The 18,626-nt window shown below is 61.7% G+C and carries 19 protein-coding genes, 1 tRNA gene and 1 pseudogene; 15 read left to right on the top strand and 6 right to left on the bottom strand.

All coding sequences use genetic code 11. The features are described 5' to 3' along the window. Positions 1-39 precede the first annotated feature (39 nt). On the top strand, positions 40-1,176 hold the full coding sequence (locus PQR40_RS37675) for an enoyl-CoA hydratase/isomerase family protein (RefSeq protein ID WP_408335703.1): 1,137 nt from the start codon (positions 40-42) through the stop codon (positions 1,174-1,176). A 109-nt stretch (positions 1,177-1,285) separates the two neighbouring features. Here the strand turns inward: PQR40_RS37675 and PQR40_RS37670 are convergent, their stop codons facing one another. Next, positions 1,286-1,711: a hypothetical protein gene (locus PQR40_RS37670; protein ID WP_408222683.1), complete on the bottom strand. Its 426-nt coding sequence runs from the start codon at positions 1,709-1,711 to the stop codon at positions 1,286-1,288. A gap of 560 nt (positions 1,712-2,271) precedes the next feature. Between PQR40_RS37670 and ssuD the strand changes: the two genes are divergently transcribed. From ssuD to PQR40_RS37635, 7 genes and pseudogenes are all read left to right on the top strand, one after another. Continuing rightward, the gene (gene ssuD, locus PQR40_RS37665) at positions 2,272-3,432 is read left to right on the top strand and encodes an FMNH2-dependent alkanesulfonate monooxygenase (RefSeq protein ID WP_408222685.1); all 1,161 of its coding nucleotides are present in this window, start codon (positions 2,272-2,274) and stop codon (positions 3,430-3,432) included. Positions 3,433-3,487: 55 nt separating this feature from the next. Continuing rightward, the gene (gene ssuC / locus PQR40_RS37660; protein WP_408335700.1) at positions 3,488-4,342 is read left to right on the top strand and encodes an aliphatic sulfonate ABC transporter permease SsuC; all 855 of its coding nucleotides are present in this window, start codon (positions 3,488-3,490) and stop codon (positions 4,340-4,342) included. Then, on the top strand, positions 4,339-5,340 hold the full coding sequence (locus PQR40_RS37655; RefSeq protein ID WP_408222689.1) for an ATP-binding cassette domain-containing protein: 1,002 nt from the start codon (positions 4,339-4,341) through the stop codon (positions 5,338-5,340). Before ssuC ends, PQR40_RS37655 begins: the two co-directional genes overlap by 4 nt. Before the next feature lie 48 nt (positions 5,341-5,388). Next, a complete protein-coding gene (locus PQR40_RS37650) occupies positions 5,389-5,604 on the top strand; it encodes a TOBE domain-containing protein (protein ID WP_323048236.1) in 216 nt (71 codons plus the stop codon). Positions 5,605-6,108: 504 nt separating this feature from the next. Next, positions 6,109-6,306, top strand: coding sequence for a hypothetical protein (locus PQR40_RS37645; protein WP_408335694.1), 198 nt, complete (start codon positions 6,109-6,111; stop codon positions 6,304-6,306). A gap of 110 nt (positions 6,307-6,416) precedes the next feature. Next, a pseudogene (locus tag PQR40_RS37640) lies at positions 6,417-6,626 on the top strand (hypothetical protein); the annotation flags it as partial. A 205-nt stretch (positions 6,627-6,831) separates the two neighbouring features. Then, complete coding sequence (locus tag PQR40_RS37635; RefSeq protein WP_408335691.1) at positions 6,832-7,212, top strand: glyoxalase superfamily protein; 381 nt, start codon at positions 6,832-6,834, stop codon at positions 7,210-7,212. Positions 7,213-7,347: 135 nt separating this feature from the next. Here the strand turns inward: PQR40_RS37635 and PQR40_RS37630 are convergent, their stop codons facing one another. Next, positions 7,348-7,614 (bottom strand): hypothetical protein, encoded by a 267-nt coding sequence (locus tag PQR40_RS37630; RefSeq protein WP_408335688.1) that lies wholly within the window; start codon positions 7,612-7,614, stop codon positions 7,348-7,350. 348 nt (positions 7,615-7,962) lie between these two features. Between PQR40_RS37630 and dusA the strand changes: the two genes are divergently transcribed. Together dusA and PQR40_RS37620 are read left to right on the top strand one after the other, a co-directional pair. After that, a complete protein-coding gene (gene dusA / locus PQR40_RS37625) occupies positions 7,963-8,964 on the top strand; it encodes a tRNA dihydrouridine(20/20a) synthase DusA (protein ID WP_408222711.1) in 1,002 nt (333 codons plus the stop codon). A 103-nt stretch (positions 8,965-9,067) separates the two neighbouring features. Beyond that, positions 9,068-9,143 (top strand) — tRNA-His (locus PQR40_RS37620). A gap of 154 nt (positions 9,144-9,297) precedes the next feature. On the opposite strand, the gene PQR40_RS37615 is transcribed toward PQR40_RS37620, so the two are convergent. Next, complete coding sequence (locus PQR40_RS37615; protein WP_408222830.1) at positions 9,298-9,606, bottom strand: hypothetical protein; 309 nt, start codon at positions 9,604-9,606, stop codon at positions 9,298-9,300. A gap of 349 nt (positions 9,607-9,955) precedes the next feature. On the opposite strand from PQR40_RS37615, the gene PQR40_RS37610 reads away from it, so the two are divergent. Together PQR40_RS37610 and cysC are read left to right on the top strand one after the other, a co-directional pair. Further along, positions 9,956-11,548 carry a tetratricopeptide repeat-containing sulfotransferase family protein gene (locus tag PQR40_RS37610; protein WP_408511173.1) on the top strand — a complete coding sequence of 531 codons (1,593 nt, stop codon included), beginning with the start codon at positions 9,956-9,958 and terminating at the stop codon, positions 11,546-11,548. Beyond that, positions 11,545-12,117, top strand: a complete 573-nt coding sequence (cysC, locus tag PQR40_RS37605) for an adenylyl-sulfate kinase (RefSeq protein WP_408511172.1) — start codon at positions 11,545-11,547, stop codon at positions 12,115-12,117. The genes PQR40_RS37610 and cysC overlap by 4 nt, the downstream gene beginning before the upstream one ends. A 132-nt stretch (positions 12,118-12,249) precedes the next feature. Here the strand turns inward: cysC and PQR40_RS37600 are convergent, their stop codons facing one another. After that, on the bottom strand, positions 12,250-12,462 hold the full coding sequence (locus PQR40_RS37600) for a DUF3820 family protein (protein ID WP_408223255.1): 213 nt from the start codon (positions 12,460-12,462) through the stop codon (positions 12,250-12,252). Between the two features lie 140 nt (positions 12,463-12,602). Here PQR40_RS37600 and PQR40_RS37595 point away from each other — a divergent pair, with 140 nt between their 5' ends. Continuing rightward, positions 12,603-13,655 carry an NADP(H)-dependent aldo-keto reductase gene (locus PQR40_RS37595; RefSeq protein WP_408511171.1) on the top strand — a complete coding sequence of 351 codons (1,053 nt, stop codon included), beginning with the start codon at positions 12,603-12,605 and terminating at the stop codon, positions 13,653-13,655. 243 nt (positions 13,656-13,898) lie between these two features. On the opposite strand, the gene PQR40_RS37590 is transcribed toward PQR40_RS37595, so the two are convergent. Then, complete coding sequence (locus PQR40_RS37590; protein ID WP_408222838.1) at positions 13,899-15,182, bottom strand: MFS transporter; 1,284 nt, start codon at positions 15,180-15,182, stop codon at positions 13,899-13,901. Positions 15,183-15,255: 73 nt separating this feature from the next. After that, the gene (locus tag PQR40_RS37585; RefSeq protein WP_408335679.1) at positions 15,256-16,668 is read right to left on the bottom strand and encodes a M20 family metallopeptidase; all 1,413 of its coding nucleotides are present in this window, start codon (positions 16,666-16,668) and stop codon (positions 15,256-15,258) included. 204 nt (positions 16,669-16,872) lie between these two features. Between PQR40_RS37585 and PQR40_RS37580 the strand changes: the two genes are divergently transcribed. Together PQR40_RS37580 and PQR40_RS37575 are read left to right on the top strand one after the other, a co-directional pair. Further along, positions 16,873-17,832 carry a LysR family transcriptional regulator gene (locus PQR40_RS37580; protein ID WP_408222843.1) on the top strand — a complete coding sequence of 320 codons (960 nt, stop codon included), beginning with the start codon at positions 16,873-16,875 and terminating at the stop codon, positions 17,830-17,832. A gap of 192 nt (positions 17,833-18,024) precedes the next feature. Further along, positions 18,025-18,447, top strand: coding sequence for a hypothetical protein (locus PQR40_RS37575; RefSeq protein ID WP_408222845.1), 423 nt, complete (start codon positions 18,025-18,027; stop codon positions 18,445-18,447). Positions 18,448-18,626 lie beyond the last annotated feature (179 nt).

Raw genomic sequence — 18,626 nt, 5'->3', positions numbered from 1 at the left:
CAGTTCCGATTCATTTCGCGCCATCGCGCTTAGCTCTCCATGTCCATTTTCGCCTCACCCGCCGTCAGCGACGAAGTCGCGACCTACGTAGCCAATCGCATCGGTTTCATCGAACTGGAAAGGCCGAAGGCGCTCAACGCGCTGTCGACCGGCATGATTCGCGCGATGCACGCGGCGCTGGATCAGTGGCGCGAAGATCCCGACGTGCTTGCCGTGGTGGTGCGCAGCCAGCATCCGCGCGCGTTTTGCGCGGGCGGCGATATCCGCTTTCTGTACGAGTCGGCGCTGCGCGGCGAGCACGAGGCGCGCGATACGTTTTTCACTGAGGAATACCGTCTCAATCACGCGATCTTCAGCTACCCGAAGCCGTATATCGCCCTGATGAATGGCGTCGTGATGGGCGGAGGGATGGGGATTTCGCAGGGCGCGCATCGTACCGGCGGCCTGCGGGTGGTGACGAACTCGACAAAAATGGCGATGCCCGAGACCCGCATCGGACTCTTTCCCGATGTTGGTGCGAGCTGGTTTCTGGCGCGCACGCCGGGCGCGCTCGGCCGTTATCTGGCGGTCACCGGCGAGACGATCGGCGCAGCGGATGCGCGCTACGCAGGCCTCGCCGACGCCTATATCGACGACGCGGCCTTGCCCGCGCTAGTCGACACGCTGCGCACTGAACTGTTCGAACGTGGGGCTGACGTGGTGGCGTGTATCGAGCGCGAGACAGCCGCCCATCAGGTGGTGCCGGAACCCGATGCTTCGCCGCTCGCGGGCATACGTGCATTGATCGACCGGCATTTCGCGTTGCCCGACGTGGCGCAGACCCTGGCTTCGCTGGAGCAGGAACGGGAGCATGACGGCGAGGCTGCCGATTGGGCCGAGCAGACGATTGCGGTGTTGCGCGAACGTTCGCCGTTGTCGATGGCCATATCGCTGGAAGTGGTGACGCGCGCCGAGGGTTCGATGGAGGACGTGCTGCGCGGCGATCTCGATCTGACGCGCACGTGCTTCGCGCAGGGCGACACGATCGAAGGGATTCGTGCGCGCATCATCGACAAGGACAATGCGCCGCGCTGGCGTTTTGCGCGCATTGAAGACGTGAGCGCCGCCGATGTGGCGAAGATGTTCGAAAGCCCGTGGCCTGCAAACGAACATCCGCTGCGCGATCTGCGCGGTTAAGCAAGTTCGCGCAACAGCGATAACAGCAGCAGAAGCTATACCGGTTGCCGGATCGCCGGATCGCCGGGCAGCCCGATCGGTATAGCCTTGCGAGCAGTCGTAAAGAAGCTCAGTCCTCGTCTTCACTCGCCATGAATGCGCGCATGAACACCAGCGCGCCCCAGCCCCACATCGCATTGGCCGCGAAACCCACCGCGAGGCGCGGCAGCATGTTGCCGCTCGGCCAGATGCCGCGCAGCGGATCGACCACGAACACGCTTGCCGCCGTCAACGCAATGCCGCCGAACACGAAAGCCGGCACCCACGGCGCGCGCCGCCCCGGCGCAACGCGCAACAGCCACGCCATCAGCACCGCCCAGAACGCGCTCCAGATTGCGTTCGCAATGAACTCCGGCAGGCCGAGCGGCAAAAACGGCGCGGTCGAAAAACCGGTCAGGTCGATCAGACCGGCTGCGTGCAGCAGCGCCAGAGTCGATTCATGAAAGAACAGGGAAGCCAGAAAACCGGCGACGAACGGCAGGATGAGTTTTTGCATGCATTGCACCGCGAGAGCTCAGGCGGCGCGGTTCGCGCGGCCTACACCGGATTATTGGAAACGTGGCGCCATTATATAGAGCGGTATCCCGGTTCCAGCGTAGGTAAGGCGCAACATCCGTATGCTTTAGCGTCGGGCTAATCACGAAAGTGGAAAACCTAAGCTAAAAAAAATCGTTCAAAAGCCGGGCCCCGATCCATAGACTGTTTCTCCATGCAGACGGCGTTTGTCGCCGTCGCCCATTTAATCGAGCGCGTCACGCGCACGTTTGGTCGAGGGAAGCTGTCGCGATGTCCTGCCTGATGCCGATCTTCAACCGCTCCATGGCGCACGCGCGTTTGCGGACGCGTTGTCGGAACTAGTCCGCGCCTCATCGCAGTATTTCCGTCCTTTTTTGCGCTTGCATCTCCGGCCGCGTGCCGGATGGATGCGCGCGGCCAGCGGCGCACGGCCAGTGGCGAGCGGCCAGCGGTGCGCGACCAGCGTCTGCGTTTTCGCTCGACGCATCGTCGTTACACACGTCTCCATTTAATCCAGTTTCGAACAAGCAGGAGCAGCAAATGAATGTGTTCTGGTTCATTCCGACTCACGGCGACAGCCGCTATCTCGGTACGTCCCAAGGCGCACGCGCAGCCGATTACGACTACTTCCAGCAGATCGCCGTCGCCGCCGATACGCTCGGCTACGAGGGCGTGCTGCTGCCGACCGGCCGTTCGTGCGAAGACGCATGGGTCGTTGCATCGAGCCTGATTGCCGCGACCAAACGTCTGAAGTTTCTGGTGGCGATCCGTCCGGGCATTTCGTCACCGGGTCTGGCGGCGCGTATGGCGGCGACCTTCGACCGGCTGTCGAACGGGCGTCTGCTGATCAATGTGGTGACCGGCGGCGATTCGGCTGAACTGGAAGGCGACGGCGTGTTTGTCGATCACGACACGCGCTATGAAATCACTGACGAATTCCTGCATATCTGGCGCAATCTGCTGACCGCGGCGCATACCAACGACGCGATCGACTTCAATGGCAAGCACCTGACCTCGAAGGGCGGCAAGGCGCTGTATCCGCCGGTGCAGAACCCGCATCCGCCGCTGTGGTTCGGCGGTTCGTCGGCGGCGGCGCACGACATCGCGGCCGATCACATCGACACGTATCTGACGTGGGGCGAGCCGCCCGCGGCCGTCGCGAAGAAGATCGCCGACATTCGCGCCCGTGCTGAAGCGCGGGGCCGCAAGATCAAGTTCGGCATTCGCCTGCACGTCATCGTGCGTGAGACTGAAGAAGAGGCGTGGGCCGCCGCGGACACGCTGATCAGCAAGCTCGACGACGAAACCATTTCCCGTGCGCAGGCTTCGTTTTCGAAGATGGATTCCGAAGGGCAGCGCCGCATGGCCGCGTTGCACGGCGGCAAGCGTGGCAGCCGCGCGGACCTCGAGGTGTATCCGCATCTCTGGGCGGGCGTGGGTCTCGTGCGCGGTGGCGCGGGGACGGCGCTGGTCGGTAATCCCGAACAGGTGGCGGCACTGATGAACGAGTACGCGGCGCTTGGCATCGACACGTTCATCCTGTCCGGCTATCCGCATCTCGAAGAGTCGTATCGCTTCGCCGAGCTGGTGTTCCCGCTGCTGCCGGGCCGTCAAAGCAAGACCGCGGGTGGTCCGTTGTCGGGTCCGTTCGGCGAGATCGTCGGCAACAACTATCTGCCGAAGGCGGCGAGTTCGAGCTGAGCGCTTTCGCTCGGTTCGGCAACGACGCCCATCGATAAGCAATGAGGAAATCATCATGGCTCAATCCACTGTGAGTGCGGAACGAGGCACACACGCAGGCTCGGGCGCGCGTTCAGGCGCGGGTCTCGGTGTATTACGCCGCATCGGTGCGCATCTTGCGCCGTGGCTCGCGCCGCTGGCGATTCTGCTGGCGTGGGAATTCGCCGCGCGTAGCGGCATTCTCTCGACGCGTGTGCTGCCCGAACCGCTCGCGGTCGTAAAAGCTGCGTGGTCGCTGATCCAGTCCGGAGAAATGTGGGCGGACGTGAAGGTCAGCACGTGGCGCGCTGTGTCGGGTTTTGCGATCGGCGGCGGGATCGGACTGGTACTCGGTCTCGCGACCGGTCTCTTCAAACCTGCCGAAATCGCGCTCGATTCGACCGTACAGATGGTCCGCAACATTCCCGCGCTGGCAATGATCCCGCTCGTGATCCTGTGGTTCGGTATCGAGGAAGAAGCGAAGGTGTTTCTCGTAGCGCTGGGCGTGTTTTTCCCGATCTATGTGAACACGTTCCACGGCATCCGCTCAGTCGATGCCAATCTGATCGAGATGGCGCGGAGTTACGGTGTGAAGGGTTTCGCACTTTACCGGCATGTGGTCTTGCCGGGGGCATTGCCGTCGATTCTGGTCGGCGTGCGTTTCGCGTTCGGGCTGATGTGGGTCACGCTGATTGTTGCTGAAACCATTTCCGCGCAGTCAGGCATCGGCTACATGACGATGAACGCACGTGAATTTCTGCAAACCGATGTGGTGGTGGTCGGCATCCTGCTGTACGCGGTGCTCGGCAAACTCGCCGACGTGCTGGCCAAGAGCCTTGAGCGTGTGACGCTGCGTTGGCATCCGGCCTATCAACGAGGAGCGAAAGCATGAGTGCAACGACATTGTCGGCGTCGTTTGGCGGCATCGCGGGCAGCGATCTCGAAGCCGAGCTGGCGCAACCGCGCACCGTCGATCACGACGCAGAGGAGTCTGCCGGTTTCGACCGTGCAGATCCGGCGCACGATCGCCGTCAAGTGGGTGTAGTGCCCTCGGCGGCGGGTGCATCGGCGCGCAATGACGCGCGCCGGTCCGCCGAATATTCGGTCGAGTTGCGCGGCGTCGGCAAGCAGTACGGCGAACGCAAGGTGTTGTCCGATTTTGATCTGTCGATCGAGCGCGGCAGTTTCGTCGCGATTGTCGGTCGCAGCGGCTGCGGGAAATCGACCTTGTTGCGACTGGTCGCGGGTCTGGAAAAGACGACGTCGGGCGTGCTCGAAAAACGCACCGAAGACGGCCAGCCGCTCGACACCCGGATCATGTTCCAGGACGCACGACTCTTGCCCTGGAAGAGCGTGCTGCAGAACGTGATGCTCGGCCTCGGCCGCAGCGCCCGTGACGACGCGCGCGCCGTGCTCGCTGAAGTCGGTTTGCTGGAGCGCGCCAACGACTGGCCGGCACAGCTTTCCGGCGGTCAGCGTCAGCGTGTGGCGCTAGCGCGGGCGCTGGTGCATCGGCCGCAATTGCTGCTGCTGGACGAACCGCTCGGTGCGCTCGACGCGCTGACCCGTATCGAAATGCACGCACTGATCGAACGCCTGTGGCGTGAACATCAATTCACCGCACTGCTGGTGACGCACGACGTGCATGAAGCCGTTGCGCTAGGCGACCGGATTCTGCTGATCGAAGAAGGGCGCATTGCGCTCGATCAGCCGGTGCCGCTTGCGCGCCCGCGGGCGCGTGCGTCGGCCGGTTTTGCCGCGCTGGAAGAACATGTGTTGCAACGCGTACTGAAGACGGCGCCGAACGACGACGCACTGTCCCAACGCGCTTACGACGCACGTGATGAGGGCCGCCTCAGGCGGCCGACAGAGGTCCGCTGGGCCGTCTGATATCCCTTTGACTGACTGTTTTCAATCGCTTTTCTGGAGTCACTCGACATGAGCATTTCCGCAATCAACGTACGCAATCAGTTCAAAGGCAAGATCAAGGAAATCATCCGCGGGCCGGTGGTATCCGAGGTCGATGTGGATACGCCGTTCGGCATCGTCACCTCGGTGATCACCACGCGCTCGGTTGACGAACTCGAGCTGAAGGTCGGCTCGGAGGTGGTCGCGCTGGTGAAGTCGACGGAGGTGTCGATCGCGCGTTTGTAAGGCCGATCAGGCGCGATTAATGCCGCCCGATTGGGCCCGATTGCGCCGTTCGCATCGTCCGCGCGTGCCGACGCTATTTCGCGTTGGCGCCGCTGGCGGGCGGCTCGTGCGTCATCCTGTCGTTGGTCGGTTTGCCCGGACGCTTGATCGGCATATGTCGGGATTGCTCGAACCGCCTGTGCCGGAGGCCGCCTCGGGCGGTTTTACCATCGATGCGCCGCCATTCTGTGGCGTCGCCTGCGTTGCTTGTGTCCCTTGTGTCTTTAGTGCCGGATTCGACGTTTGTGCGAACGCCACCGTGCCGTCTGTGCCGAATACCGCGAGCGCGACGCCCGCTGTCAGCGCTGCCATTCTGCTTCGCTCCATCTCGTCCTCCTTGCGATGCCGCTCGCCGGCTGCCGCCGCTGCGCATCCGTACAGCACGCAATACGTATGCCTTGACGTGCCGCTGCGTGCGCCCGCGAAACTTGCTAGGATGAATTGAGCATCACGACGGAGACGGCCATGTCGAAGTCATTAAGTCCGGAGGCGGTTGAAGCATTGCGCCGCCTGAACGATGTCGGCGTCGGACAGCCCATGCCGAAATTTGCGCAATCCGTCACGGCGGAGTTGCTGGCGAACGGGCTTGCCGCCGAAGCGAGCGGCGGTGAAGTCGAGATCACCTGTAGCGGCCGGCAGTACCTGTCTGGCGATTGCGATTAATCGTCAGGTGAAAGGGAGGCTGGAGCCTACTCCGAGCCGCTGGCGGCCCGGTGGGGAGGCATGGCCGCTATCTTCGCGATCATTCAGATGGGCACACCAAGGAGGCGGTCATGGAGCCGAAGGGCCTCGACATGGGCGACTATCAGGAGCGCTACCAGGACTACGACGTCGAAGTCGCGGTCGAACAGGTGCTCACCGGCGTCAAGGCGCATTTTCGGGTGTTGCGCAACGACGCGGTGGTGATCGACTGGCGGCTCGTGCATATCGACAGCCGATGGTCCACCGAGCATGCCGCAGCTGAGGCGGGCTTCCGGGTGGCGCACCAATCCTCCGTGCCGCCATTCTGCAGGCTCCATTCGACATGCAGGCAATACCGTCCCGCGTCGTTGACCGACCATCGGCCGTTCATGCGCGACGATGCGCCCGTTTTCCTTCAGATCCGGGCGTGCCTTTTCGCGTAGGGCGGTCAATCGGCAAGCGCGTTCGATTAAGCTGGCGGAATCTTTCAAGTTACTGGAGACCGCCATGCACCTGGCAGCAGCCATCCCGATCATCCGTATCTTCTCTGAAGAGAAAGCCAGGGAGTTTTACGTGGACTTTCTCGGTTTCACTATCGACTGGGAACATCGCTTCGAGGCCAATTTTCCGCTCTATGCACAGGTGAGCCGGTCCGACCTGATTTTGCACTTGAGCGAGCATCATGGCGACGCGACGCCAGGTTCGACGATTTTCGTGCCGGTGCAGGATATCGACGCATTGCATGCTGAACTTCAGCGCAAAGACTACAAGTACGGGAAACCGGGAATTGAAGTGGAGCCGTGGGGGAAAATGCTGGAGACGATCGATCCGTTTGGTAACCGGATTCGTTTTTCCGAATCGCCAAAAGAGGAGGGGAGCGAGGCGTGAGGAAGGCGGGGATGGGACTTGATGCTGTGGGCGTGGCCGCCATGTAAACGGAACTGGGCGCCGGCATGCATTGCTGCATGCGCGGCGCCCAGTTCGGCTACCGTCTTGTGAACGGCAACCTTCAACGGCGACAGATTAGTGGCCGAAGAAAACTGATTGCGGGCCCGAAGCCGGCTCACGTGCACCCGATTGCGACGACACGTTTTGCACGCCGCCGTATGCGTTGGATTCAGCGTTAGCACGTTCAGCCGCGATGGTTTGCGAGTTCTGGCCTTGTTGCGAAGCCGGTGCGCCGACCGACGGACGATAGAACGGTGCCGGGCCGTAGCCGCTAGCGAATGCGGGAGCAGCGATCGAGGCAGAAGCAGCAACCAACAGGGCGGCGATAAGCTTGGTCTTCATGGTGTGACTCCGATAACGTTTCGATTTCATTTCAGGAAGGCGTCGCAGGGGCCGGTGAGGTGTGTCTGCAACGTCGATGGAGGCAGTGTATACCCCTACTATCGAAAATTTGTATCGATAATCTGAAATTACTATTCTCGCCACTGAAATAATCGCTCAGACGTATAGACGACAGGCGTCTGCGGTGGTCCGACCCCGTCGGCCAAGCGGTTTTGGCGTTCAAAGACCCGGTTGCCGGGGCGGTTATCGGTGGTGTTTGCGGGAATTCATGGCTCGTCGTGGGCGTTTCAGGGGCGTTTGGCCACTTGCGGTAAAATTGTGGTTTGATTCAAGCCGTCTGGCCGCCCCATGTCTTCAGCTCACACTCCCAGTCCGCGTCGCGTTTCCGTCGCGCCCATGATGGACTGGACCGATCGCCACTGCCGCTCGCTGCATCGCGTGATATCGCGCCATACGTGGCTCTACACCGAAATGGTCACCACAGGCGCGCTGCTGCACGGCGATGTGCCGCGCCATCTGGCGTTTGCGCCCGAGGAGGCGCCGGTCGCTTTGCAACTCGGTGGCAGTGAGCCTGACGACCTCGCGCGTTCGGCCAGGCTTGGTGAGCAATGGGGTTATGACGAGATCAACCTGAATTGCGGCTGTCCGTCCGAGCGCGTGCAGCGCGGGGCGTTTGGCGCTTGCTTGATGAACGAACCGCAACTCGTCGCCGACTGCGTGAAGGCAATGCGCGATGCCGTATCGGTACCGGTGACGGTCAAGCACCGGATCGGCGTCGACGCGGTCGAGGAATATGGCTTTGTGCGCGACTTCGTCGGCACGATCGCGGACGCCGGCTGCAACGTGTTCGTCGTGCATGCGCGCAACGCGATTCTCAAAGGCTTGAGTCCGAAAGAGAACCGCGAGATTCCGCCGCTCAAATACGACTTTGCGTATCAGTTGAAGCGCGATTTTCCGCATCTGGAGATCATCATCAATGGCGGCATCAAGACGCTTGATGAAGTGGAGATGCATCTTCAGCATATCGATGGCGTGATGCTTGGGCGCGAGGCTTATCACAACCCTTATGTGTTGGCCGATGTCGATGCACGCTTCTATGGCTCGACGGATACGCCGCTCACGCGCGAGCAGGTCGAGTCGAAGTTGATCGAATATTGCGCGGCTGAAATGGCGCGCGGCACGTACCTTGGTTCGATCACACGGCATGCGCTGGGTCTGTACCGCGGTGAGGCAGGCGCACGTGGATGGCGTCGCGTATTGTCCGATAGCAAACGTCTGGCGGCGCGCGACCTGACCATCTTCGACGAGGCAAGACAGCATCTGCGTGTGCCCGTCGGAATTTTTGAATAAAGGACTAGGCAAACGAGATTCTTGTTCGTATAATCTCGTTTCTTCATTGACGAGCCAAGTTTCTCGGCAACGAGTTGCTCAGCAAGTCAAGCAGATGTCAGTGGTGGCTGTAGCTCAGTTGGTAGAGTCCAGGATTGTGATTCCTGTTGTCGTGGGTTCGAGCCCCATCAGCCACCCCAAAGAATTCGAGCAGTAAAAAATTGCGAAACGGCGTTGTGAGAAATCACAATGCCGTTTTTTGTTTTGGTCTTTGCAAAAGTTGCGGCCTTTGCAAAAACTCTCCCGGTGCAGGACCAGGACCGTCTCGGCATTCGATGCCGGCTTCCATTGACGTCAATGCCCATGTCCCCCATGGCCGCCGCCACTGCTCCACGAACTGCCGCCGTTGCCGTGGCCGCCATGTCCACCGCCTCCGTGCCACCCACCGCCGTGCCAGCGGCCGCCGCCCCCGTGGTAGTAACAGCAACCGCCGCCGCCCCAACCGCCCCAGACATCGACCGTCCCGTAAGCCGGCCCATAGGCGTAACCGTAGCCAGGGTAATAGGGTTGCGCGTAGGCATAGTCGTATCCCGGCGCGACCACGCACCCGGTGAGACTTACCGCCACCGCCAACATCGCGACTGATGCAATGAGCCTGCTCACGGTTTTCTCCTTCGTATATGAATGAGAAAAACGGCGTGCCCGGGAGTTCAGCCGCATTTGTGTCCGCAAATTACGGCCCGGATGCGCCGCCGTGCTTTCATGACGCCCGCGCGGCGATCCGGCGCCATAGCGGCCGCGTGTTGCGGCAACCTTCCGGATCGTGCCGGATTCATCATGCTGTAATAGTTCGTTAAATTTTTGAAACGTAACTGTAGGGCGCGCCTGATATTTTCCCTTCAGACAATTTCTCTTTGAATCCAGAACCAAGCTTGCTGACGCTGGACGAAGAAGAACGCACTCCACATTGCCCGGGCCGCTCGATGCGAAGCCTGCAAAAACCTGGCCGTTAATGAAGCACGATCCACAGCCGGCAACCGCATCAGAATGGTGCGCCGAAGGCGACGCCTGTGCCGCCCGCGGCGACCTTCAGGCGGCGCTCCAATGTTTCGACGCAGCCCGCTCGCGCGATCCCGCCGACGCCATTCTTCATGAACGCCTCGCCGCGACGCTCGCCGCGCTGAACCGCTTTCCCGAAGCCATTGCCCGCTATCACGAAGCAATCACGGTCGATCCGCGCAACTCCGATTTGCATCATGGCCTCGGCTGGTCGCTCGAACAGATGCATCGGCTCGAACCGGCGATAGACGCCTATCGCGAAGCAGTCCGGGTGAATCCGAAAGCCGACGGCTCGTACAACAACATGGGTAATTGCCTGCAGGCGCTTGGTCGTTTCGACGAATCGCACGAAGCCTATCGCCGGGCGATCGAGGCCGCTCCGCAGGTGCCGCTGTATTACCGTAACTTTGTGCAGTCCAAGCGTCTTGCCGCTGACGATCCGGTGTTCGTCGCGCTTGAGCACCTCGTCGGCGATATCGCTTCGCTTACCCCCGCCAATCAGGCGGAAATTCACTTCGCGTATGGTCAGGCGCTGTCCGATGTGGGCCGTAACGATGCGTCGTTCGATCACTTCCTGAAGGGCAACGCACTGCACCGCGCCAGCGTGCGTTATGACGAGGCGGCGTCGCTCGGCCTGTTCGCGCATTTGCCGGAACTTCTGACTTCAGATGTGCTGGCGGGCAAACGCGGTCTGGGCGCACCGTCGGCCGCACCGATTTTTATCGTCGGCATGCCGCGCTCCGGTTCGACCCTGATCGAGCAGATTCTCGCGAGTCATCCGCAGGTTTTCGGCGCCGGTGAGCGCACGGAATTCGGCGAGGTGCTGGTGAATTGCATTGGCCGCGATTCGGACGATCCGTTACGCATCGATATCGAAGCATTGCAGGGCGTCGGTCCCGCGCAATTGCGCACACTCGGCGCCGACTATTTGCGCCGCATGTACACGGCGCTGCCGGAAATGCAAACCGCAGTACCGGGTTACACGCGTTTCACCGACAAGTATCCGTTCAATTTCATCAATATCGGGCTGATTCATCTGGCGTTGCCAAATGCTCGCTTCATTCATAGCAGCCGCTCGCCGTTGCAAAGCTGCCTGTCGATTTTTTCGCGAATTTTTCACGACGTTCCGTTCAGCTACGATCTCGGTGAACTGGGCCGCTACTATCGCGCGTACGACGCGTTGATGGCGCATTGGCAACGCGTATTGCCCGAGGGCACGATGATCGAAATCAAATACGAAGAACTGGTTGAAGATTTCGAAAGCAATGTCCGGCGCCTGCTCGCGCATTGCGGACTCGACTGGGACGAGCGCTGTTTAGCGTTTCATCAGACCACGCGGCAGGTGAACACGGCAAGCGCGGCGCAGGTGCGCCGTCCGCTCTACAAAACGTCGCTGCAGCGCTGGCAGCCGCAGCAGGCGTTGCTGCAACCCTTGTTCGACGGTCTGGGACCGGAATTGGCGTCCGCTGACCGCTTCAGCGCACACGAGCGTGTGTCTTTGCAAGATGCCGGAGCGGCGGCTAATGAGATGGAGTGGAAGTCATGAGCGCAACCCGTGGGGCCGTCATCTGGATGGCGGGTTTGTCCGGCGCCGGTAAATCGACCCTGGCCGACGCGTTGCACCAGCGTCTGAAAGAAGCCGGGCATGCCTCGATCGTGCTCGACGGCGACGTGCTGCGGCGTGGCCTGACCGCCAACCTCGGCTTCACGCCTGAAGACCGTACCGAGAATCTGCGGCGCATCGCGCACGTCGCGACGCTGTTCATGCAACAGGGTTTCATCGCGATTGCCGCGGTGATCTCGCCGGAGCACCGGCATCGGTGCATGGCGCGCGAGATCGTCGGCGAAGGTTTTATCGAAGTGTTCGTGAACGCGCCGCTGAAGGTGTGTGAAGCGCGTGATGTCAAAGGCCTCTACGCACGTGCGCGGCGCGGTGAGATTCCCAATTTCACCGGGATTTCCGGGCCGTTCGACGTACCAATCGGGCCCGAAGTCATGATCGAAACCGATCGGGTATCGATCGAGGAGGCGGTAGGCCACCTGCTCGCCCATCTGACGGCTCTGGGCTATCTGCCCAGGGAGCGCGTGCACGGCAGGCCTCGCCTCGCGAAATAGTCAGTACGAGGTTGCTGCCGTGTTTCGTCCGCGCTTTCGCGATCGAGGGCGCGCTCAATGCGATGCGCGGCGTGTTTCATCCTGCGCGTGCTCGCCGTCACCTATGGTTGGCATCTGCCGAAGGCGTCGCTCTCAGCGCTTGCGTAAAGGCTCGATCAGCGACGACAAACCGTTGTGATCGATCTCGTGCATCAAGGCCAGCAGACGGCCGATTTCGCCCGGCGGAAAGCCCTGGCTCGCAAACCAGTTCAGATAGTGACCCGGCAGATCCGCGATCAGCCGGCCTTTGTATTTTCCGTAAGGCATCACGCACGTGACCAGTAATTCGAGGTGTTCGGTATTCATCGCAGATGGATCGGCGGAAAGTTTATCGAGCGTGGTGGCAGTGAGCGACTGCTGAAGCAGCATTTTAGCCGCGCTGCAGGCATTGCGACGACATGGTAACGTCAGCGCTTTCCGTTTTCACAATCAACAGGACAGGTTCGATGGAATACCGCAGACTCGGCGACTCGGATGTGAAGGTTAGCCTGATCGGTCTCGGCACCATGACATGGGGCGAGCAGAACACCGAGCAGGAAGCACACGCACAGATCGATTACGCACTCGACCATGGCGTCAATCTGATCGACGCCGCGGAAATGTACCCGGTGCCGCCGCGTCCCGAGACGCAAGGCTCGACCGAGCGTTATATCGGCACATGGATCGCGCAGCACCGTAGCGCGCGCGAGAAGATCGTGCTGGCCACCAAGATCGCCGGCCCGGCGCGTCAACCGCACAATCCGCGTCATATTCGCGGCGAGGGCAATCAGTTCGACCGCAAGAATCTGACCGAAGCACTGAACGATAGTCTGAAGCGCCTGCAAACAGACTACGTCGATCTGTATCAGTTGCACTGGCCGGATCGCAGCACGATGACGTTCGGCCGCCCGGCGTATCCGTGGGTCGACGACGCGTACACGGTGCCGATCGAAGAAACGCTGTCGGTGCTCGCCGAGTTCGTCAAGGCAGGCAGGATTCGCCATATCGGGGTGTCGAATGAGACGCCGTGGGGCGTCGCGCAATTTCTGCGCGCGGCGGAAAAGCTCGGCTTGCCGCGCATCGTCAGTATTCAGAATCCGTACAGCCTGTTGAACCGCACATACGAAGCGGGGCTATCGGAGTACGCGCATCGCGATAACGTCGGCTTACTTGCGTATTCGCCGCTGGCCTTCGGCTGGCTGTCGGGCAAGTACGAAGGCGGCGCACGTCCGGCAGGCGCCCGCATCTCGCTGTTCGAGCGCTTTCAACGCTACAGCAAGCCGCAAGCGGTTCAGGCCACCACGCGCTATGTGGAACTGGCGAAGCGTCATGATTTGTCGCCCGCGCAATTCGCGCTGGCCTTCGTCAACAGCCGGCCGTTTTTGACGAGTAATCTGATCGGCGCGACGTCGCTTGATCAACTGAAGGAAAACATCGCCAGCGCCGAGGTGAAACTCTCGCCGGAAGTGCTCGCGGAGATCGACAAGCTGCATGAACTGCAGCCGAATCCGGCGCCTTGATGTAGTTGCGTTGTGTGTCGACTTGAGGTTGGCCTGAGCGTACCCCGCGGTCGGCCTGAAGCTGGCCTGAGGTGGACCTCAACGTAATCCGATGCTGGCCCGAATGACCTGAGGTTGGTTTCTGGTTGACTGGCGATTGACCTTAAGTCGCCATTACTTTGACTGGGTATAGCCCCGGCTATGTTGCCGGGGCGGCAAGGCGAGTTGATCCGCCTTGCGCGCCTCAATTTCGTTCAACCTCGCTCAGCGAATCTTCAGCTTCGAGCGCACGGCATAGAGCGCCAGCAAACTCGCCACTGCGCAGAACATCAGATAGAAGCCGGGCGCGAGCTTATTGCCGCTCGCGTCGATCAGCCAGGTGATCACGAAGGGCGCAAAGCCGCCGAACACCGTCACGCCGATGTTGTAGCTGACCGCGAGACCGGTCGCGCGTGTCTGGGTCGGGAAAATCTCCGACATCAGCGCGGGCAGCGCGCCAAAGTAGGTCGCTTTCAATACGCCAATCCAGATCAACGCCAGCAGCATTGTGGCGAACGACGGGTGTGCATTCATATACACGAAGGTCGGATAGACCGTCAGCAGCATCAACGTTGCGGCGACCGCCATGATGCGGATGCGTCCCAGGCTATCGGACAAGTGGCCGGCGAACGGCGTCAGCACCGTCAACACGACTCCCGTTGCGAGCGTAGCCGCGAAACCGGTGGAAGCGGGCAGGTGCAACTGCTTGATCGCATAGGTCGGCATGTACAGAATCATGTAGTTGGCCGCGGTCGAAATGACCAGCGAACCGACCGCGAGCAGCATTTGGACCTTTTGCGTGCCGAACAGATCGCGCAGCGGCGTGCGGGTTTTCGGCTCCGTGTCGAACTCGGCGCCTTCGTCCACGAAGCGGCGAATATAGAAACCGACCGGGCCGATCGCGAGCCCGAACAGAAACGGAATACGCCAGCCCCACGACTCGAGTTGCGCCGTTGTGAGCTGGCTCGTCAGCACGGCGCCGAAACCGGAGGCGAGCAGCGTCGCGAGGCCCTGGCTGGCGAACTGCCAACTGCCCATGAAACCGCGCCGCTCGGGTGCATGCTCGACGAGAAACGCGGTCGAGGCGCCGAACTCGCCGCCCGCCGAGAAGCCTTGAACGAGCCGCGAGAGCATGATGCCGGCCGGCGCCCACAAACCGATCGCCGCGTAAGGCGGCATCACGGCAATCGTCAACGTGCCGATCATCATCAAGCCGATCGACAGTAGCAGCGACAGCTTGCGCCCCGCACGATCGGCGAGTGAGCCGAGTACGAGTCCGCCGAGCGGCCGGATCAGGTACGAGATGCCGAAGGTACCCAGCGTGAGCATCAGCGAAATCGCTTCGGTACGCGCAGGGAAGAACAGCTTCGCGATCGTGACCGCAAAAAATCCGTAGACGACGAGGTCGAACCACTCAAGCGCATTGCCGATCGACGCCGCGAGAATGATGCGATGGACCTTCGCGGCTGACGGCCGCGCGGCGCTGGCTTGCAAGGTGGACGTGCTCATCGTGGGCGTGCCTCGTGACGGATGCAGGTAATGGTGAACCGCGGGCGCGATGCAGGCGTGCGGGGTTGATTGCTCAGGCCGCGGCTTCTGTCGATGTTGCGTGTGCGTGCGGTGAGTTTTCGCCAAGATCCCAGAAGAGTCCTGCCATGATCTGTAGCCCCTCGCGTACCACCGGTCCGAGCAGATGCTCATTCGGCGCGTGCTGCGAACAGGCCGGGTACGAATGCGGCACCCAGATGGTCGGCAGGCCGAGCGTGTCGGCAAACACTTCGTTTGGCAGCGTGCCGCCGAGATTAGGCAGCACCGCCGTCTTCTTGCCGGTGGTCTGTTCGAGCGAAGCGATGGCCCACGTGACCCACGGGTCGTCGGGATTCAGACGTGTGGCCGGCGCACCGCGCTCGACGCTGATCTCGACCAGTGAAAAACCATGCGCATCCAGATGCGCCCGCAGATGCTGCTCCAGGTTTTCCCAATCGGTGCCGACCACGAAGCGCAACTGGCAATGTGCGAATGCCGACGACGGAATGGCGTTGACTGGGTTCTCGGGATTGCCCGCCTTGAAGGCCAGCACTTCGAAACTGTTCCAGCCGAACACGCGTTCTGGCGGTGTGAGACCGGGCTCGCCCCAGTTATCGTCGACGGCCGGGTCGCCCGGCCCGCCGCCTACCGTGATATCGGCCAGCGCACGACGCACCGCCTCGGGAATCGGCGGCGGACGCAAGCTGTCGACAGCGATCACGCCGCGCGCATCGACCAGACTTGCGAGTGCGTTCGCCAGCACGGTGGCCGGGTTGCGCAACAGACCGCCCCAATTGCCCGAGTGGTGTGCGCCGTCGCGCAGGTTTAGCGAGAGCTTGAAGTTCACCGAGCCGCGCGAGCCGAGGAACACCGTAGGGCGGCGCGCGGCGAGGCGCGGACCATCGGAGGCGATCAGTACGTCCGCGGCCAGTTCCTGTTTGTGTGTGTGGCAGATCGCGTCGAGCCCCGGCGAGCCGGTTTCCTCGCCCATCTCGATCAGCAGTTTCGCGTTGAAGCCGAGCTTGCCGCCGCGCGTGGCCAGCACGCTTGCGAGCGCGGCGAGATTGATCGTGTGCTGGCCTTTGTTGTCGGCGGTGCCACGGCCATACCAGCGTTCGCCTTCGACGGTCACGGCCCACGGCGTCAGCGGCGCGCGCCACTGGCTGTCGTAGCCGCGTACTACGTCGCCGTGGCCATAGATCAGCACGGTGGGCAGACTGTCGTCTTCGTGGCGATGAGCGATCAGAAACGGCCCGAACCCTTCCGCGGGATTATCGATAATGCGCGTGCCGAAGCCGAGCCCTTCGACTTCGGGCGCGATTTCGTCGGTCAGATACGACAGCAGCGTGGCGGCGCGATCGCTTTCCTGACTTTCGGTGCGAAATCCGACACGGCGGTTGAGGTTCTCAAGAAAGGCGCCCGATTCGAAATGATGCGTGGCGTGTTCGATCGCCTGGTTGCGGCTCATGTTTGTCTCCGATACGGGATGCGGGGGGATGGCGGCGACGCTGCGCCCTAGGTGGCACGTCTGATTCGCGGCCATCAGCTTCGAAATGATTCTAGGAGGCCGTTATTTTTGTCACAATGATCGTCTTTCGAAGCTTGCGTTGCCAAAAAAGCAAAGCTCGACACCCCCGCACGCGGCTGCAGCCGCTCGCAAAAGGCATCGCTCATGGCACTTTCACTACACGGCATTGCATTGCGCTATTTTGTTGAAGTGGCGCGCACCGGCTCGATCAGCGACGCGTCCGCGCGGCTGCATGTGGCCGTTTCGGCGATCAGCCGGCAGATCGCGCGGCTCGAAAGCGATCTCGGCGTTGCGCTGTTCGAGCGGCGCCCGCGCGGCATGTCGCTCTCCGAAGCGGGCGAGCGTCTGCTCGCCTACGCACAGCGCAGCCTGCTCGAGGCGGAGCATGTGATGAAGGAGATCGGCGGCCTCGAGGCGCTGCATGGCAGCATGATCAAGGTCGTCAGTTCGGAGGGGTTCGCCGTGGACTTCTTGCCCAGCGCGATGGCGGCGTTTCGCAGCCACTATCCGGGGATCGACTTCGCGCTACACGTGATGTCGCCTGGCGAGGCGACTCGCCGGGTGCGCGATGGCGACGCCGATCTCGCGCTGACGTTCAGTCTCGCACCGGAAAAGGGCGTTAAGGTCGAACACGCCGAGCGCGCGCCGGTACTGGCGCTGCTGCGCGTCGATCATCCGTTGGCCGGGCGCGCGAAGGTGTCGCTCGCCGATTTGCAGCGCTATCCGTTGGTGCTGCCGGAGCCTGGCACGACGATTCGCCAGTTGATCGACATCACCTGTGCGCTCGAAGGCGTGCTGCTCGAGCCCGATCTCACCTGCAACAATAGTGGTGCGACGTACCGCTACGCGCAGAAGTCCGGAGCGATCATGTTCACGGGGTTGCTGTCGGTGCGGGACCGTTATGTCGGCGACGGCTTCGTCGCGCTACCGCTGACGCATCCGCAAATGCGCCAGCGCAGCATTCAGGTGCAGACGATGGCCGGACGGGAGTTGCCACCGTCGGTGAAGGCGTTCCGTGATCATCTGATCGCGGAGATCGGTGGCGCGAAACCCTCGGATGCTGCAGCGCCGAAGCGAACTCGAAAACGCGGTGGGACGCACTGAAAGGCAAATCTCCCTGCCGGACGGCGAATCGCGACCTAAACTGTGGGAGCGGGGCGGGCTGGCTGGCCTCTGCTGCGCGGCTCGCGATGCCGCGGCCCACACCAGTGGTAGGATTCAGCCCGAAAAATGGAGAGCGGTACGCGATGAATGGGCGTGCCGTCCACAACAGAGCGATAGGACTCAGGACATCGAATGGCGCAACAAAAAACAAACCCAAAACTTGAGCAGGCGCTGACGCGTGGGGATCTTGCAATTCGCCAGGCCAACTCGGCACGGGCGACTGCATTGCTGCGGGCGTTGGGCAAGATGATCGTAGAGGCGTCGGCGACGATCGGTGTGGAGGCTTTCACGCTGATTGCGGACGGCGACAAGATTTACGATCCTGCCGACGGGCTGTGGCCGCAGGAATTGCAGGTTTCGCTCGACGGCCCCGTCGAGGAATCGGATCCGGACGAGGTTCGATCTGTCCGGCTGATTGCTGATGATCCCAGCACGGTGTTCAGGGTTGAATGGCAGCGGGCCGACGGGAAGATCGGGCGTCAGGATGGGGGGCCGTTTGCAACGGTGGCCTTTATTTCTGATGTGGATATTCCGTGGACGGATGATGAGGATTAAGGAGGGGCCTCGCGGCGGCTGGTTTGTGGGGTTGCCTGTGGTGTTGGGCTTTTTTTGATTTTGGTTGCCTGCTCGGCGCTTATTGTCTGGTCGCCTATGGCGTTGGCCTTTCCTTGAATTGTTATTGGATTATTAGCGTCGCCCCTGTGCGGGGCAGGCACCTACTTTTCTTTGCCTGC

The organism is Paraburkholderia sediminicola (genome assembly GCF_046026855.1).
Classification (GTDB): domain Bacteria; phylum Pseudomonadota; class Gammaproteobacteria; order Burkholderiales; family Burkholderiaceae; genus Paraburkholderia; species Paraburkholderia sediminicola_A.
Note: the sequence above shows the minus strand (reverse complement) of the source record. Positions and strands in the feature narration are given on the sequence as shown.

Excerpts from the sequence above, each read along its gene's own strand:
- PQR40_RS37645 (WP_408335694.1), top strand. The coding sequence starts at position 6,109 with ATGTCGAAGTCATTAAGTCCGGAGGCGGTTGAAGCATTGCGCCGCCTG.
- PQR40_RS37635 (WP_408335691.1), top strand. The coding sequence starts at position 6,832 with ATGCACCTGGCAGCAGCCATCCCGATCATCCGTATCTTCTCTGAAGAG.
- PQR40_RS37595 (WP_408511171.1), top strand. The coding sequence starts at position 12,603 with ATGGAATACCGCAGACTCGGCGACTCGGATGTGAAGGTTAGCCTGATC.
- PQR40_RS37630 (WP_408335688.1), bottom strand. The coding sequence starts at position 7,614 with ATGAAGACCAAGCTTATCGCCGCCCTGTTGGTTGCTGCTTCTGCCTCG.
- PQR40_RS37655 (WP_408222689.1), top strand. The coding sequence starts at position 4,339 with ATGAGTGCAACGACATTGTCGGCGTCGTTTGGCGGCATCGCGGGCAGC.
- PQR40_RS37575 (WP_408222845.1), top strand. The coding sequence starts at position 18,025 with ATGGCGCAACAAAAAACAAACCCAAAACTTGAGCAGGCGCTGACGCGT.
- PQR40_RS37585 (WP_408335679.1), bottom strand. The coding sequence starts at position 16,668 with ATGAGCCGCAACCAGGCGATCGAACACGCCACGCATCATTTCGAATCG.
- PQR40_RS37675 (WP_408335703.1), top strand. The coding sequence starts at position 40 with ATGTCCATTTTCGCCTCACCCGCCGTCAGCGACGAAGTCGCGACCTAC.
- PQR40_RS37590 (WP_408222838.1), bottom strand. The coding sequence starts at position 15,182 with ATGAGCACGTCCACCTTGCAAGCCAGCGCCGCGCGGCCGTCAGCCGCG.
- PQR40_RS37650 (WP_323048236.1), top strand. The coding sequence starts at position 5,389 with ATGAGCATTTCCGCAATCAACGTACGCAATCAGTTCAAAGGCAAGATC.
- dusA (WP_408222711.1), top strand. The coding sequence starts at position 7,963 with ATGTCTTCAGCTCACACTCCCAGTCCGCGTCGCGTTTCCGTCGCGCCC.
- cysC (WP_408511172.1), top strand. The coding sequence starts at position 11,545 with ATGAGCGCAACCCGTGGGGCCGTCATCTGGATGGCGGGTTTGTCCGGC.
- ssuD (WP_408222685.1), top strand. The coding sequence starts at position 2,272 with ATGAATGTGTTCTGGTTCATTCCGACTCACGGCGACAGCCGCTATCTC.
- PQR40_RS37580 (WP_408222843.1), top strand. The coding sequence starts at position 16,873 with ATGGCACTTTCACTACACGGCATTGCATTGCGCTATTTTGTTGAAGTG.
- PQR40_RS37610 (WP_408511173.1), top strand. The coding sequence starts at position 9,956 with ATGAAGCACGATCCACAGCCGGCAACCGCATCAGAATGGTGCGCCGAA.
- ssuC (WP_408335700.1), top strand. The coding sequence starts at position 3,488 with ATGGCTCAATCCACTGTGAGTGCGGAACGAGGCACACACGCAGGCTCG.
- PQR40_RS37600 (WP_408223255.1), bottom strand. The coding sequence starts at position 12,462 with ATGAATACCGAACACCTCGAATTACTGGTCACGTGCGTGATGCCTTAC.
- PQR40_RS37670 (WP_408222683.1), bottom strand. The coding sequence starts at position 1,711 with ATGCAAAAACTCATCCTGCCGTTCGTCGCCGGTTTTCTGGCTTCCCTG.